Below are 15,191 nucleotides of genomic sequence, written 5' to 3' on the forward strand. Positions count from 1 at the left end.
CAGTGTAACAAAAATGCAGAATATTTAAAAGTTTTAAATATATTTTATAACCAAAAGAAAAGGGCACTCGGTAAGAGTGCCCTTTTGCGCTTATTTTGTTTGTTGCTTGTTCATCGCGCTCATCATTTGATTGATTTTCTTTTGGGAAGGTTTTTGTCCCATTTGCATCATCATCATTTTTAACATTTGTTCGTTAATTGGTGGATTTTTTTGTAAGTAATTCATCATGTATTTGCGGGCAATGAAAAATCCTAACGCCACGCCTGCTACTAGTGCTACTACGCCCACTAGAATACCTAACCACATTGGCATATCTTTTCCTCCTTCATGTTGTCTACCTTACAGTGTACTAAAACCTTTTCAATAAGACAAGATACTATTCGACATTTTTTACACATATGTTCGTACTTGTTTGAGAGGATTTAACCAACCGTACTTTTTATTTTCATAATCCATCGCTAAAAATGTTAACTCACACTTTCTAAGCACCTCAAAGAAAGTTGTTTCCATGGATACATTTCCAGAAGTATTTATTCGAATATATTGTGGTTTCACCATTATTTCTCCGTATTCGGCTCCTGTATAAAGCGTATGAGTATGATTTGTTCTTTCATATTTACCAAGAACACGCAAAGCTTGTTCTAATTTATGATGAATTTTCATTACTTGTAACGGCATCGTAATATACGTCATTTGTTTATATAATACTTTCTTCTCCGAAAGGAACCCAGATTCTGAAAATCGAGCAAATAAATCAAAAAACAAATATTCACGACCAAAGTAAGCTTTCGCAATATCCTCTTGAATTAAATACAATTCATACGTTTTCATTTTTCCCCTCCCGATCTGGACAACCTTTTCCCTACATTATATAAGAGAAGATTTGCAATGATTGTCTGACTACGGAGAGAGAAAAAACTTTTCCTGTCGAAAAAACTCAATTACATAGAAAAATCTCCCCATGCTGGAGAGATTTTTCTAAAATCATTAAAGCATTTCTTTTACTTTACGAACAACGTTCTCTACAGTAAATCCATACTCTTCCATAATCTTCTCACCAGGAGCAGAAGCACCGAATGTGTCAATACCTAGTACATCTCCATCAAGCCCTACATAACGGTGCCATCCCATTGTAGCACCCATTTCAATTGCGAAACGTTTCGTTACTGCTTTTGGTAGTACAGATTCTTTGTACTCAGCAGTTTGAGCTTCAAAGCGATCCATAGATGGCATGCTAACAACAGCTGCATCAACGCCGTCTGCTGCTAGAGCTTTTTGCGCTTCGATCGCTAAGCTTACTTCAGATCCAGTTGCAATTAAGATTACATCAGCAGTTTCTTTCTTGCTTGCAGAAACTACATATGCACCTTTTGCTACTTTTTCATAAGTATCGTCTTTTGCACCTTCTAATGTTGGAAGATCTTGACGAGTTAACACTAATGCAGTTGGTGTTTTTGTAGATTCTAGAGCTAGTCTCCAAGCTGCAACTGATTCGTTACCGTCTGCTGGACGAATAACAGATACATTTGGCATTGCACGAAGCGCTGCTAATTGTTCAACTGGTTCATGTGTTGGACCATCTTCACCAACAGCAATACTGTCATGTGTAAATACATACGTTACAGGCAATTGCATTAATGCTGCAAGACGAATTGCTGGACGTAAGTAGTCAGAGAATACGAAGAACGTACCACCGTAAGTTTTTAAACCGCCATGAAGTGCGATACCGTTCATTGCTGCACCCATTGCGAACTCACGTACACCGTACCAAATGTTTTTTCCGCTGTAATCAGCTCTTGTAAAGTCTTTTTCGTTATTCATGTATGTTTTGTTAGAACCAGCAAGGTCAGCAGATCCACCGAAGAATGATGGTACAGACTCTGCAATTGCATTAATTACAGCACCTGAAGAATTACGTGTTGCTGCTTTTGATCCTAATTCATAAGTTGGTAAGCTTTGTTCCCAACCTTCTGGAAGAAGACCGTTCATTGCTGCTTGCAGTTCGTTTGCTAATTCTGGATATGCTTGTGCATATTCACCGAGCATCGTGTTCCACGCAGCTTGCGTCGTTTCACCAACATCTTGTACTGTTTTACGGAAGTTGTCATATACTTCTTCTGCTACATGGAAGTCTTGTTCAGCAGTCCAAGCGTATGCTTCTTTCGTTAATTTTGTTTCGTCTACACCAAGTGGAGAACCATGTGAAGCTGATTTTCCTGATTTGTTTGGAGAACCGAAACCAATTGTCGTTCTTACTTCAATTAGCGTTGGACGTTTTTCGTCAGCTTTCGCTTCTTCAATTGCTTTTGCGATTGCTTCAATATCATTTCCATCCTCAACACGGATTACTTGCCATCCGTATGCTTTGTAACGATCTTCTACACTTTCAGAGAATGAACGATTTAAATCGCCATCTAATGAAATATCGTTTGAATCGTAAAGTACAACAAGACGACCTAATTGTAAATGAGCCGCTAATGAAGATGCTTCAGCAGAAACGCCTTCCATTAAATCTCCATCACCACAAATAGCGTATGTATGATGATCTACTACATTATACGCATCACGGTTGTATTTAGCCGCTAAATGTCTTTCAGCCATTGCCATACCTACAGCAGTTGCAATACCTTGTCCAAGTGGACCAGTTGTTGAGTCTACACCTGCTGTGTGACCATACTCAGGATGTCCTGGAGTTTTGCTTCCCCATTGACGGAAGTTCTTTAAATCATCCATTGTTAAGTCATAACCAGATAGATGAAGTAGACTGTATAGTAACATTGAGCCATGACCTGCAGATAATACGAAACGATCGCGGTTAAACCACGTTGGGTTATTTGGATTGTGTTTCATAAATTGAGTCCATAATGTATAAGCCATTGGTGCTGCACCCATTGGCATTCCTGGGTGACCAGAGTTTGCTTTTTCAATCGCATCAATGGATAATGTGCGAATCGTGTTGATAGAAAGTTGTTCGATTGAATGTGACATGCTATTCTTCCCTTCGCGTATGTTAGTAAACGTTTTATACATTTATATGATAGCTTCCCACGCAAGATTATACAACATGTATCGACAAATATGTTGATGTTTTTTTGATTTTTCATAAAAAATACAGTGATTCAGGGAATGTATGGGCATTCAATATGACATACTTTTTAATTGTTTTTATTTTAAAAATAAATATAATTATCTGTATTTTTATACAAATATACTAATTTCTGATATATCTCCTTTTTGATAACCTTTAAAAATACAAAAAAGCATCTGAATTAGATGCTTTTAAAACAAATTAAATAATCCGCTTACGAATAGAACTTGAAATAAAATCAATTATAATTACCATTAAAATGATACCTAATAAAATAATTCCCACACGAGACCAATTACGTGAACTAAGTGCAAAAATTAATGGCGTACCAATACCACCTGCTCCAATAACACCTAAAATCGTAGCGGATCGTACATTAATTTCAAACCTGTATAACGTATACGATAGAAAATCCGGTAAAACTTGTGGTAATACGGCATACCAAAGTATTTGAAATCGATTTGCACCCGTTGCTATTAACGCTTCCGTCGGTCCCTTATCTATATTTTCAATTCCTTCCGAATATAGTTTCCCTAACATTCCGATAGAGTGTAACCCTAAAGCTAGAACTCCGGCAAAAGAGCCTGGACCAACAGCTTTTATAAATAAAAGAGCCATAACTAATTCAGGAAATGTACGAACAAAACTAAGTACAAATTTCCCAGTTCCTGAAGTTAATTTTCCACTACTCATATTCGTTGCCGCCCAAAAAGCAAATGGAACAGATAAAAAAGCAGAAATAAATGTACCTAATATCGCAATTGCCAACGTATCAATTAAACCGTGTAATAAATCTTCACCATCTGGCAAAGATACATACGACCAATCTGGGTTCAATACGCCTGTCATAATTGCTTTTGTAATTTCTCCCGCCGTATTCTTTATTCCCTCTAACGGGACTCCTGAAAAGGCCCATACATATACAACTGTAAGTGCTATAAAAATAATCCAGCGATATATACTCGGTTTCTTCGGTTTTGGTACGATTATTGTCGTTTTACTCATTATAATTTCCCCCGCAACACTGTACTTATATAATCAATTAGCAATACAACAACAAGGGTATAAATAATAATAGAAGCAGTTTGTTGATATTGTAAAAATCCAAGTGTACGATCATAATATAATCCAATCCCACCTGCTCCTACTAAACCTAGAACAGCTGCTGCACGTACATTCACCTCAAATGTATAAAGTACATAGGAGACGAAGTGCGCTTTCACTTGCGGAATGACCCCATAAACTATCCATTGCACCTTATTCGCTCCTACAGCTGTCATCGCTTCTAATGGACCTGGATCAATTGATTCAATTGACTCATACAATAATTTCGCTACGAGTCCAACGGAGAAACAAGTAAGAGCCAAAATACCTGGAAGTGGTCCTATTCCAAAAATCGCTACAAAAATAGCCGCTAATAATAAATCTGGTATTGTTCGTATAAAATTTAAAATCAATCGAGCTGGACTGTACAAAAATACACTAGTAAATACATTACTTGCCGCAAATAGTGCAAGTGGAATGGCTAAAATCGCCCCTAAAGTCGTTCCAATAATCGCCATACGTATTGTATCTAACATTGCTGTTGTAATAATTTGAAAATAACTCCAGTCTGGTGGCACCATTTCCTTCAATAAATCCATCATATTTGGAAAACCAACTACTAGTTTTGAAAATGATGCGTCGACCTGTACACTACTACCCCACAACAGTAAAATAACTAAAATAACCGTTAACATATGTTTCAATTTACTCGGCGGCTTCGGTATCGATTTCGAATATATCGTCACTTCATTCATTTAGCTGCCACCTCTAATAATGCGCTTTTCTGAGCTACGTCCCCATAAATTTCAGCGAATTTTTCATCCGTTGCCTCTTCTACTAATCCATCAAAAACAATTTCACCAGCATGTAATCCAATAATACGAGTAGCATATTGCCTCGCTAAATCAATAGAATGTAAGTTTACAATTGTCGTAATTCCAAAATCTTCATTAATTTTCTTCAAATCATCCATTACTTGCTTTGTTGTCAGAGGATCTAACGAAGCAACAGGCTCATCTGCCAATATGATTTTCGCTTCTTGTGCCAATGCTCTAGCAATTGATACACGTTGCTGTTGTCCCCCTGATAATTCATCAGCTCGTGCATATGCCTTTTCTGAGATATTCACTCTATTCAGCGCCTGGAATGCAAGCTCCACATCCTCTTTCGGAAACAGACCTAACGTTGTACGCAATGTAGAATGATATCCAACCCGCCCAGCTAATACATTCTTCAGTACCGTTGATCGCTTCACAAGGTTAAAACTTTGAAAAATCATACCAATATCTCGGCGCATGCGTCGTAATCCTTTTCCTTTTGCAGCAGTAATAGACTCCCCTTCAATAATGATTTCTCCTTCTGTGATCTCATGAAGGCGATTTACCGATCTGAGAAGTGTAGATTTTCCAGCCCCGGATAGCCCGACCATTACAACAAACTCACCTTTTTGAATTTTCAAGTTTATATTATTCAATCCTTTTGTACCATTCGGATACACTTTGGAAACATTTCGAAACTCTATCACACATCTTACCTACCTTCTATGTATTATCAATAACTGAAAAACGGCAAACTAACTGAAATCACACACTTTCCAGTTAGTCGCCATTTCCATATGTATTATTGCGTTTTCACTTTCTTTCCATATTCACGAACGATATCAAATTTACTATCATCAGATTTAACGTATCCTTCATGTGAGTATACTTCTTTAATGATTTTGTGCCCTTCCTCATTCTTTCCTATTTCAATGAAAGCATCCTGTAATTTCTTGCTCCACTCTGCATCTAAATCAGAACGTACAGAAATCGTATCGTTTGGAATTTTCTCCGTAAATTTCACTATTTTCGTTTGATCGAATATATTCGGATAATCTTTTTTTACAATATTGCGAGCATCTTGGAATACAACAGCTGCATCTACATCACCATTTAAAAGAGCAATAAGTGACTGATCATGACCTTTTAATGTAACAGGTTTCACATCCTTTAGCGGATCGATTCCCTCTTTTAACAATACAGCCGCAGGCCATACATAACCCGCTGATGATGTTACATCTTGATAGCCAATTTTTTTACCTTTTAAATCTTTTACACTATTAATATTAGAATCTTTCTTAACAACAAACTCTGATTTATAAACATCTACTAAATCCTTTGTGGGAGCTCCAGTTTCATCATCTACCCCAAAACGTTGCGCCTGTAAAATTACGTTTGCAGCCTTTTTCTCATGCGCTAACACATACGCTGTTGGAGGTAAAAAGCCTACATCTACTTGCTTAGATGCCATCGCTTCTACAATTGTATTGTAATTCGTTGAAATACTAACTTTTACCGGAATGTTTAATTTATCACTTAATAGCTTTTCCAATGGTTTTGCCTTCGCCTCTAACGTATCTGCATTTTGAGAAGGAACAAATTGAACATTTAGTGTCTTCGGTACATAACCTTTTTTCGTATCTTCATTTTTACTTGCACTTGATTCCTTCGTTCCACATCCACTTAATAATCCCGCTGCTAGTACAACTGTTGTGCTCATTGCAAAAACTTTTTTCAACATGTTAATGCCTCCATTTTTCGTTGTTATAAAATAACCTTCCATAAACATGAAGAAATATATCACATATTTTTACAAATAATTGCTTATTTACAGAATCTTTACACATTCTATACATTCACATTAAAATTCTTTTCATATATTTGATATGATTGATTGAAAGATAACTATAGAAAAGGTGAATGGCGTTGAATCAAAATCAAATTGTAACTTTAAATATTTTATTAACAAGCGATGTACATGGTACTGTGTATCCAATTCACTACCAAGATAACTCCAAAGCAGAAATTGGTTTAGCTAAAATTTCTACTCTCATAAAAAAAGAACGTTCTCAAAATGCAAACGTTCTTCTGATTGATAACGGGGACTTCATTCAAGGAACACCATTTACTTATCATTACGCTACATACGAAAAAGATATGGAAAACCCAATGTCCTTATTAGCCAACTACTTAGAGTATGACATTGTAATTATCGGAAATCATGAATTTAATTATGGAATGGATATATTAAATAATGCTGTGGCTACTGCAAATTCCCCTTATCTATCAGCAAACATTTTAGATAAAAACAGAAAAGAACCTTATTTCGGGAAACCATATATAATAAAACATATTGAATCAAATATAAAAATTGCTATTTTAGGGGTGACAACGCATTACATCCCCCATTGGGAACAAGCACATCATATTAAAGATTTACAATTTGAAGATGCATTTGAAACAACAAAAAAATGGGTTTCTTACATCCGTAAACATGAAAAACCAGATTTACTAGTCGTAGCCTATCACGGGGGATTTGAACGTGATTTACAAACCGGAGTACCGACTGAAGTTTTAACAGGTGAAAACCAAGGATATGCAATGTGCCATGAAATTGAAGGCATAGATATTTTACTAACAGGCCACCAACACCGAGAAATCGCTCACACCGTGATTAATGGTGTAACAATTTTACAGACCGGATGCAATGGACACTCAGTTGGAAAAGTAACAGTAACATTCGAAAAAGCAGAACAAAAATGGGTGAAAAAAGAGAGTTATTCAGAGTTATTGCCCGTACAAGGAATTGCGGCAGACCAAGATGTTCTTTCCTTGGTTGCCAATTATGAAGAGAAAACACAAAATTGGCTTGATAAACCTATCGGAATAATTTATGGGGATATGCAAATTTCCGATGCTATGCAAACACGTTTGCAAGCCCATCCTTTTATTGAATTCATAAATAAAATACAGATGGATATAGCTAATGTTTCAATTTCTTGTACAAGTTTGTTTCATAATACATCTCCAGGTTTCCCGAAACATGTAACAATGCGTGACATCGTTTCTAATTATATTTATCCAAATACATTAAAAGTAATTAGAATAACCGGAGCGGATATAAAAGATGCTCTCGAACTCTCTGCTTCTTATTTCACATTAAAAGCAGATGGAACCATCATCGTAAACCCTACCTATATAGAACCAAAACCACAACACTATAATTACGATATGTGGGAAGGGATTTCGTATGTATTAAACATTTCAAAACCAATTGGAGAGAGAGTAGAGTCTTTGCAGTATAAAGGCGCTCCTCTTAATATGAATGAAGAATATGACGTTGTTATGAATAATTATCGTGCAAGCGGTGGCGGGAACTTCTTTATGTTTCAAAATAAGCTAGTAGTAAAAGACATACCAACAGATATGTCTGAACTTATCGCTAACTATATATTGAAGCATAAAAGGATAGAAGCAACGAAAAATGAAAACTGGAAAGTTATTAAATAACAATTTTAACAAATAAAAAAAGATGGGCTATGCCCATCTTTTAATTTAATTTTGCATTATCCTGCTTTTTTAAAGCTTTTAATTTCGCCGGTGTAACGTCCGTGCCTTCTTCGTTAACGACTTTAATTCCTTTTAATTCGTTTAACATATTTTGACGAAATCCTTTTAAATATTGTTCACGAAGCGATTGGCGCTCACGTTGTTCTTCTTCAGTTAAGCCTTCAGCTTTTGCTTTTTTCGCTAAGAAGTTAATGCGTTCAATGAGTTCTTGACTTGGCATCTCGAATCCCCCTTCTACTCAAAACTGATTATTATCATACAATAGTTATTCCTCTTTATCAAGCAATTGCTTTGTATATTCTACATACCTTCGATGTACAGTTGCTTTTGAAACATCATGACCAAAACCACGAAGTGTTGCTGCAATTTCTTCAAAAGTTAATTCATTCCGGCGCAAACGTACAATTTCCTCAATTGGCACTTCTTTTTTCTCACGTCCTACGCTTAAATGACGATTTTTCAAATTATTTTCTGGACGAAATCCTTTCTCCACTGCTCTTTGCATGCCACGTTTAATTTTTAAATTGTGGATCTTTCTTTGATACTCTTCAACGATCCCAATTATATTTAGCACCATCGAATCAGAATCTGAAAGCTGTAATTCACCACTATGCGTGTGCGTATAAACTTTTATCCCCTCTTTATGTAAACAATGCATTAATGCAATCTTTGCATTTCCTCTACCAAGACGCGTTTCATCTTGTATAAGTAGTACATCAACTTGTTCATCTCGAATTGTATCTAGCACTTCTAATATGCCATTACGTTCAATTGTATAACCGCTAGCCTGCTCCTCAATTACCTTTGTAACATCCATTTGATAGCGCTCAGCTAAATGCAATAATTCATCTTTTTGACGCAATAATGATGTTTCCTGTTCTTCTTTTGTTGTGCTCACACGTGCATAAATAATTGCATTCATTTTGAACCCTTCTTTCTCACTATATTTTCCTTATAGTGTATCATAAATTTGCCTTTCGTTCGAACTTATGTTTGTAGAATGTTTTTTCGCATGTTATACTTAATAATAAGAAAAATGAAAGAAAACGAGGTGTTAGAAAACATGGAAAAGTTAACGAAACGCCAGCAAGACATTCTCGACTTTATTAAGCTAAAAGTACAAGAAAAAGGATATCCACCTTCCGTACGTGAAATCGGTCAAGCAGTTGGCCTTGCTTCTAGTTCTACAGTGCACGGACATTTATCACGACTAGAAGAAAAGGGATATATTCGACGCGATCCAACAAAACCACGCGCAATTGAAATTTTAGGTGACAACCGAACGGAAACACAATCTGTTATTCAAGTTCCAATCGTCGGAAAAGTTACTGCCGGTTTACCGATTACAGCAGTCGAAAGTGTAGAAGATCACTTCCCACTTCCAGCTAGTATCGTTGCTGGAGCAGATCAAGTGTTTATGTTACGCATTTCTGGAGATAGCATGATTGAAGCCGGTATCTTTGATGGTGATTTAGTTGTTGTTCGCCAACAACAGTCTGCATACAACGGTGAAATTGTAGTTGCTTTAACAGAAGATAACGAAGCAACTGTTAAACGTTTCTATAAAGAAAAAGATCATTTCCGTCTACAACCGGAAAACTCTTCACTAGAACCTATTATTTTAAAACAAGTGTCAGTTATTGGAAAAGTAATTGGCGTATATCGTGATTTACATTAAAAATAATAAAAAGAAGATAATTCCCTTATTTATATAGGTAATTATCTTCTTTTTATATTTTGATAGATTTCCGTTCATTCAAAAGAATGCGTTTCATTAATTATTAACGCGTTTCAATAGTAACATCTCCAGCAGCGGTTTTACCGCTAATCTTTTTACTACCATTACCAATCGTTATATTTTTATTGTCTTCATTAAAAATTGTCACGTCTCCAGCAGCAGTTTGCCCAGTTATAACTGCATCTTGTGGCTTTTCCAATAAAGTAATATCTACATCTCCAGCAGTTGAACTTACCTCTAAATCATATTTAGAATCATGATCAATAATATCTATATCCCCACTAGCTGTTTTTGCTGTTACTTTCCCTATTACTTTTTTAAAATTCACCTCACCAGCTTTTGTAGACCCCTCCACACTCTTTGCTGTTACATGTTTCAAATCCACTTCTCCGGCGAGTGTTTCAACACTTACGCGGTCACTTTTCACATTACTTATTTCTATTTGTCCAGCGGATGAATTTACTTTTATCTCTTGATAAGAACGTTCAGGTACTAATATAGTCAATGTAGGCGTTTGAAATCCGAAATTGTAAAATGAAAAATCAAATGAAACACCTTTTTCTATTTCCCCTATGATTTTTAATGTATCACCATCTTCAGCAATACGAATCTCCTGTTTACTTACGTCTCCTTTTTGCTTTACATAAAAAGAGGAATCAGGAGATTTTTGGACAACAATATCTCCAGCATCTAACTTAACTTCTACATTTTTTAGCGTTTCATTTTTAATTACGTCCTCTTTATCTCCTTTTTCTGCAGTTTGTACTGCTTTTTCATATGTTTGTGAAATCCCTATTACTCCAATAATGATACAAGCGATAGCTACTAATAATATCTTTTTCATCATCTACTCCCCTTTTATCATTTTGAAGTTCCAGACTACATAGCGTACACATAATCTTTTAAACCACTTCGTACTACAATAAGCTACAATACATAACAACAAACCTACTCCGACAAACGTTATACTAACGAAAAGATCCAACCATATAAAAGTGCCCATAAATACTTTTACAATAACGAAAAATGGTGTCACTACACTAGCAATCCCACCGACCCAAAAAGAAAATATAAAACCGATAATTGCAATTAATGGGCCTAACACAATAATGAAATTAAACAAACTAAGTCCAACCGCTGCCATGACAGCTCTTGTTATATTAGAAGTCGATGGATCCTTTTTCATCTCATCAAAGCGATACAGAGCAAGCAAGTCTTTCGCAATTACTTTCGGAGAGCCAAGTCCCTTTATTATTTCTGATTCAGTTTTCCCCTCTTCCATCCCAAACTGAAAGTGCTCTTCATAATCAAATAAAATATCTTGTCGCTCTTCTTCTGGTAACTTTCTAAGATGACTTGATAATTCTTTAAGAAACCGTTCTTTACTCATCCCATTCCACCCCTTCAATAATTTCTTGAACACCTTTAGCAAAATCACGCCACTCTGCTACTAATAAAGTAAGTTGCATCTCTCCTTGCTCTGTTAGTTGATAATATTTACGGGGCGGTCCTTCCGTGGATTCTTTTAAATACGTTTGAAAATATCCCTCTTTCGTTAAACGACGTAATAACGGATATACAGAACCTTCCGATATTAAAAATTTATTAGAGATTTGCTGAACAAGTTCATATCCATAACAATCCTTACGTTTTACAAGTGCCAATACACACAGTTCTAACACACCTTTTTTAAACTGAACGTTCAAGGACAATCCCCCTTTCTCATTTTAGTACTGTTCAATACACGGTACCTGTTTTATCCATAATATACCACTCGGTATTATTTATTGCAAGGTACTGAATTATATTTATTCCCTAAATTTACAAAACACAAATATAAAAGCCCGAATAAGATCTGTTGTAACTGACCATTATCCGGGCTATCATTCAACTCTAATTACAATAATACAAGATTTCATTCAATCTTTCTCCTCTATGAACCTACTTCCATTTGTGACCCTAATAAATTTCGAAATACACCTTTTCTCTCTTTAGCCAATTGATTAAATTCACCTTTTTGAACAATTTCACCTTTTCCTAAAACAATAACTTGATCTGCATTCCGAATCGTAGATAACCGATGCGCAATAACAACAATAGTCATCGTTCCTTTCAACTTTTCTATTGCTGATTGGATCTTTACTTCATTTTCAGTATCTAGTGCACTCGTAGCTTCATCTAATACTAAAATGGATGGTTGTCTTAAAATAGCTCGAGCTAGTACAAGTCGTTGACGTTCACCACCTGAAAGTCTCACTCCACGATCTCCAATGAGAGTATCAAGCCCTTTTGGAAGCATTCGTACAAATTCAGCTGCCGCCGCAAAATCTAATGCAGTCCAAATTTGTTCTTCACTCGCATTCGGATCAATCATCAATAAGTTTTCTCTTATGCTTGCATTAAATAAAAAAGGATCTTGTGGCACATAACTAATAGCCCGTCTCAATGACAATAAATTTTCACTTGTAAGAGGAGTTCCATCTATTAATACTTGACCTTTCTCTGGCTGAATCAATCCCATTAAAACATCGATTAATGTACTCTTCCCAGCTCCCGAATGTCCCACAATAGCCGTCATACTATTGATCGGTATTTTCACATTAATATTTTGAAGTGCATACAAATGCTCCTTCTTATTATACCGAAAATAAATATCCTTACATTCAATACCCTGTTCTATACAAATCGGCTTTATATGTTTTTGCTGATGTATATCCTGCATTTCAACTGCTTCATTACACTCTTCTTGTAATTCCCATAAAGATTTAAAAGCAGGAATACTTGCAGCAAGCTGTTCTAAATTAGACTGAATTGTCATAAATCGTGGCCATAGTCTTGAAAAGATGAGTATGATTAATAGTAATTGGGCCGGTTGAGCTTTAAATATACTTACTGATAATAATATAAAAAATGCAATTAAAATAGCCATTGAAACTTTATAAAACAATTGAGAGTTCGATCTTATTCTCATATACTCCATTTGTTCGTTACTCATCTTTCCTGTTATAGATTGTAACCAATCTAAACGTGATGCTTCCAAAGTATTACTCTTTATATCTTTAATTCCATTAAAATGATCTGTTATACCAGAAAGATAGCCTTGTGCTAATATTGAGGTCTTACCGCCTAGTATTCGTGCTTTTTTTATAAAAACACGAGAAGCTACCAAGAATAATAAGCCGAAGACCAAAACAAATATAGTTATTTGGGGTGATAATAAAAACGCAATCCCCACCTGTATAAATGTAAACAAAATAGCAGCAAACAATTGTAAAATTAAATTAACCCCATAACTTACGCGAGCTAATTCTGTAGTTAATATATTTATTAGATTTGTTTTCCTTTTCTCTAAAAAAAAACTCCACTTCGCTTTTAGAATCATACTATATGTTTCAATTCTTAATTCTCGTACAAAAGCTTGTTGCGTTCTCGCATCCCTTAGCGTTATGTTTCTTTGTAGTAGATTTTGACCTAACACTATTAGTATATATATACCTAAAATAGAAATTAGACTTGTTATTTTAGGGAAATCCTGTAAAAACCTATAGACAGGTGCAATAAAAGCAGTCTCCTCACCTACATTGATTATTCCAGTCATACTTATCATAGGAATTAATAAAATAATACCTATCCCTTCAAGTAAACTTATTACAACCATACCAAACAAATTCACATACAGAATTTTCCCTGCAGAAGAATATAATTTCTTCATAAAATATATAATATGATTCATCGATGTTCCCCCTATAACAAAGCAAGCTCCTTTGTTTTCCTCCAAAGACATAGAAACGGACGTAAAGGAAAATATAAAAAATGAAGAGATCTAGGTAAAGGTAATGTTTTTGCATCAATTGGATAAGGATAGAGTTGGCTCATAATAAATAAAATTTTTTGCTGATTAGACATCAGTGAAAATAAATGCCTACTATGATAAGCAAGTACTTCTTCAGGAACAGGATCGGTATGCAAGTTTATCATTTGCTTGAAATAAAACAGCGCTTCTTGAGCTAACTGCTTTGAATGTTTTTTAGTTACTAATTCCATCATTCTTTCATCTAGTTGTACACCTAGCAATTGAGATGCCAAAATTAACGCTTGTCCTCCTAAATGAAGCATTTGATATTTTCTCATTAATTTATGAATCTCACTCCAATTAAGATCTTGATCGACAATTTTTTTTATATCTACTAACCAGCGTAATCTGGACCAACCATGCCTAGCACCATGAGATACAAGAAATAAAAATAAATCTTCCTTCCCTAACATATATACAGGATTACTCGTAAGGGTACTTTTTCTCTTTCGCTTCCAAAGCTCTTCAAACCCAGGTTCCTTACCAGGTCCGGGATTTAACCTCCAATGAATCTCAAGCTTAATCTGCTTTGTTGGATGAAAAAATGTTATATGATGATGCCTCCATTTCCAATCATTTAATATCGTTTGAATATAATCATCTTTTACATATCCTTGCTCTAAAAGTAGTTTTTCTACTTTTTCTAAATTTTGAATAGGAATGAGAACGTCCAAATCACAAGATGTTCGTAAAGAAATATCTCCATATAAATCCTGAGATAGTACAGGCCCTTTTAGAAAAATCATACGAATCTCGTTTTCATTACATAGTTTATTTATTCGTTCCATTTCAGCACTTAAATACAGCATTTGAAATGTATTTTTTTTATATTTTCTATTCAAGGATTGTACAATATGTGAAGGAATTCGTTCCTCATCTACCTGTTTAAGTTTTTGATAAATCACCGGATAAACACGATGGTGCACGGCTTGCTCAAGAAAAACCTCCCAATCAATATCTGTGAACCATTCACTACTATAAGTTTGCAGTGTTTCGTCATCTTGTAACTTCAAAATTGTAAAAAGAAGTTTCAATTCCTTAGACATGAACTCTACATTAAGACCAAAATCTTTCTCCATT

16 protein-coding genes are annotated in these 15,191 nt (G+C 35.2%); 2 read left to right on the plus strand and 14 right to left on the minus strand.

The window, feature by feature from the left end:
- Nucleotides 1-90 precede the first annotated feature (90 nt).
- From JFU23_RS06160 to JFU23_RS06190, 7 genes are all read right to left on the minus strand, one after another.
- Nucleotides 91-312: a YneF family protein gene (locus JFU23_RS06160; RefSeq protein WP_001132292.1), complete on the minus strand. Its 222-nt coding sequence runs from the start codon at nucleotides 310-312 to the stop codon at nucleotides 91-93.
- A 78-nt stretch (nucleotides 313-390) separates the two neighbouring features.
- On the minus strand, nucleotides 391-831 hold the full coding sequence (gene sirA / locus JFU23_RS06165) for a sporulation inhibitor of replication protein SirA (protein WP_002014415.1): 441 nt from the start codon (nucleotides 829-831) through the stop codon (nucleotides 391-393).
- Between the two features lie 156 nt (nucleotides 832-987).
- Nucleotides 988-2,988 carry a transketolase gene (gene tkt / locus JFU23_RS06170; protein WP_033707075.1) on the minus strand — a complete coding sequence of 667 codons (2,001 nt, stop codon included), beginning with the start codon at nucleotides 2,986-2,988 and terminating at the stop codon, nucleotides 988-990.
- A gap of 301 nt (nucleotides 2,989-3,289) precedes the next feature.
- Complete coding sequence (gene phnE, locus JFU23_RS06175) at nucleotides 3,290-4,093, minus strand: phosphonate ABC transporter, permease protein PhnE (protein WP_201031611.1); 804 nt, start codon at nucleotides 4,091-4,093, stop codon at nucleotides 3,290-3,292.
- Nucleotides 4,093-4,887, minus strand: a complete 795-nt coding sequence (gene phnE / locus JFU23_RS06180) for a phosphonate ABC transporter, permease protein PhnE (protein ID WP_002087885.1) — start codon at nucleotides 4,885-4,887, stop codon at nucleotides 4,093-4,095. Before phnE (JFU23_RS06180) ends, phnE (JFU23_RS06175) begins: the two co-directional genes overlap by 1 nt.
- Nucleotides 4,884-5,657, minus strand: coding sequence for a phosphonate ABC transporter ATP-binding protein (phnC, locus tag JFU23_RS06185; protein WP_002033479.1), 774 nt, complete (start codon nucleotides 5,655-5,657; stop codon nucleotides 4,884-4,886). The genes phnE (JFU23_RS06180) and phnC overlap by 4 nt, the downstream gene beginning before the upstream one ends.
- A gap of 95 nt (nucleotides 5,658-5,752) precedes the next feature.
- The gene (locus tag JFU23_RS06190) at nucleotides 5,753-6,691 is read right to left on the minus strand and encodes a phosphate/phosphite/phosphonate ABC transporter substrate-binding protein (RefSeq protein WP_002137777.1); all 939 of its coding nucleotides are present in this window, start codon (nucleotides 6,689-6,691) and stop codon (nucleotides 5,753-5,755) included.
- Nucleotides 6,692-6,876: 185 nt separating this feature from the next.
- Here JFU23_RS06190 and JFU23_RS06195 point away from each other — a divergent pair, with 185 nt between their 5' ends.
- The gene (locus tag JFU23_RS06195) at nucleotides 6,877-8,460 is read left to right on the plus strand and encodes a bifunctional metallophosphatase/5'-nucleotidase (RefSeq protein WP_201031612.1); all 1,584 of its coding nucleotides are present in this window, start codon (nucleotides 6,877-6,879) and stop codon (nucleotides 8,458-8,460) included.
- 40 nt (nucleotides 8,461-8,500) lie between these two features.
- Here JFU23_RS06195 and JFU23_RS06200 read toward each other — a convergent pair whose 3' ends face one another.
- Nucleotides 8,501-8,740, minus strand: coding sequence for a DUF896 domain-containing protein (locus JFU23_RS06200; protein ID WP_002014431.1), 240 nt, complete (start codon nucleotides 8,738-8,740; stop codon nucleotides 8,501-8,503).
- 45 nt (nucleotides 8,741-8,785) lie between these two features.
- Nucleotides 8,786-9,442, minus strand: coding sequence for a YneB family resolvase-like protein (locus JFU23_RS06205; RefSeq protein WP_201031613.1), 657 nt, complete (start codon nucleotides 9,440-9,442; stop codon nucleotides 8,786-8,788).
- Between the two features lie 141 nt (nucleotides 9,443-9,583).
- Here JFU23_RS06205 and lexA point away from each other — a divergent pair, with 141 nt between their 5' ends.
- Nucleotides 9,584-10,198 (plus strand): transcriptional repressor LexA, encoded by a 615-nt coding sequence (gene lexA, locus JFU23_RS06210; protein ID WP_002137782.1) that lies wholly within the window; start codon nucleotides 9,584-9,586, stop codon nucleotides 10,196-10,198.
- Between the two features lie 103 nt (nucleotides 10,199-10,301).
- Here the strand turns inward: lexA and JFU23_RS06215 are convergent, their stop codons facing one another.
- The 5 genes from JFU23_RS06215 to JFU23_RS06235 form a co-directional block, all read right to left on the minus strand.
- Complete coding sequence (locus JFU23_RS06215; protein WP_002014437.1) at nucleotides 10,302-11,105, minus strand: DUF4097 family beta strand repeat-containing protein; 804 nt, start codon at nucleotides 11,103-11,105, stop codon at nucleotides 10,302-10,304.
- Nucleotides 11,106-11,648, minus strand: a complete 543-nt coding sequence (locus tag JFU23_RS06220) for a DUF1700 domain-containing protein (protein ID WP_201031614.1) — start codon at nucleotides 11,646-11,648, stop codon at nucleotides 11,106-11,108. It lies immediately after the preceding gene.
- Nucleotides 11,641-11,964 carry a PadR family transcriptional regulator gene (locus tag JFU23_RS06225; protein WP_201031615.1) on the minus strand — a complete coding sequence of 108 codons (324 nt, stop codon included), beginning with the start codon at nucleotides 11,962-11,964 and terminating at the stop codon, nucleotides 11,641-11,643. Before JFU23_RS06225 ends, JFU23_RS06220 begins: the two co-directional genes overlap by 8 nt.
- Before the next feature lie 227 nt (nucleotides 11,965-12,191).
- On the minus strand, nucleotides 12,192-13,991 hold the full coding sequence (locus JFU23_RS06230; RefSeq protein WP_201031616.1) for an ABC transporter ATP-binding protein: 1,800 nt from the start codon (nucleotides 13,989-13,991) through the stop codon (nucleotides 12,192-12,194).
- An 11-nt stretch (nucleotides 13,992-14,002) separates the two neighbouring features.
- Nucleotides 14,003-15,190, minus strand: a complete 1,188-nt coding sequence (locus JFU23_RS06235; protein WP_201031617.1) for a nucleotidyltransferase domain-containing protein — start codon at nucleotides 15,188-15,190, stop codon at nucleotides 14,003-14,005.
- Nucleotide 15,191: the final 1 nt, after the last annotated feature.

Source organism: Bacillus sp. TH50 (genome assembly GCF_016650565.1).
In the GTDB taxonomy this organism is placed as follows: Bacteria; Bacillota; Bacilli; order Bacillales; family Bacillaceae_G; genus Bacillus_A; species Bacillus_A mycoides.

What these genes read in the sequence shown, in the direction of transcription:
- JFU23_RS06160 (WP_001132292.1), bottom strand. Translation starts at nt 312, where the DNA reads ATGCCAATGTGGTTAGGTATTCTAGTGGGCGTAGTAGCACTAGTAGCA.
- sirA (WP_002014415.1), bottom strand. Translation starts at nt 831, where the DNA reads ATGAAAACGTATGAATTGTATTTAATTCAAGAGGATATTGCGAAAGCT.
- tkt (WP_033707075.1), bottom strand. Translation starts at nt 2,988, where the DNA reads ATGTCACATTCAATCGAACAACTTTCTATCAACACGATTCGCACATTA.
- phnE (WP_201031611.1), bottom strand. Translation starts at nt 4,093, where the DNA reads ATGAGTAAAACGACAATAATCGTACCAAAACCGAAGAAACCGAGTATA.
- phnE (WP_002087885.1), bottom strand. Translation starts at nt 4,887, where the DNA reads ATGAATGAAGTGACGATATATTCGAAATCGATACCGAAGCCGCCGAGT.
- JFU23_RS06190 (WP_002137777.1), bottom strand. Translation starts at nt 6,691, where the DNA reads ATGTTGAAAAAAGTTTTTGCAATGAGCACAACAGTTGTACTAGCAGCG.
- JFU23_RS06200 (WP_002014431.1), bottom strand. Translation starts at nt 8,740, where the DNA reads ATGCCAAGTCAAGAACTCATTGAACGCATTAACTTCTTAGCGAAAAAA.
- JFU23_RS06205 (WP_201031613.1), bottom strand. Translation starts at nt 9,442, where the DNA reads ATGAATGCAATTATTTATGCACGTGTGAGCACAACAAAAGAAGAACAG.
- lexA (WP_002137782.1), top strand. Translation starts at nt 9,584, where the DNA reads ATGGAAAAGTTAACGAAACGCCAGCAAGACATTCTCGACTTTATTAAG.
- JFU23_RS06215 (WP_002014437.1), bottom strand. Translation starts at nt 11,105, where the DNA reads ATGATGAAAAAGATATTATTAGTAGCTATCGCTTGTATCATTATTGGA.
- JFU23_RS06220 (WP_201031614.1), bottom strand. Translation starts at nt 11,648, where the DNA reads ATGAGTAAAGAACGGTTTCTTAAAGAATTATCAAGTCATCTTAGAAAG.
- JFU23_RS06230 (WP_201031616.1), bottom strand. Translation starts at nt 13,991, where the DNA reads ATGAATCATATTATATATTTTATGAAGAAATTATATTCTTCTGCAGGG.
- JFU23_RS06235 (WP_201031617.1), bottom strand. Translation starts at nt 15,190, where the DNA reads ATGGAGAAAGATTTTGGTCTTAATGTAGAGTTCATGTCTAAGGAATTG.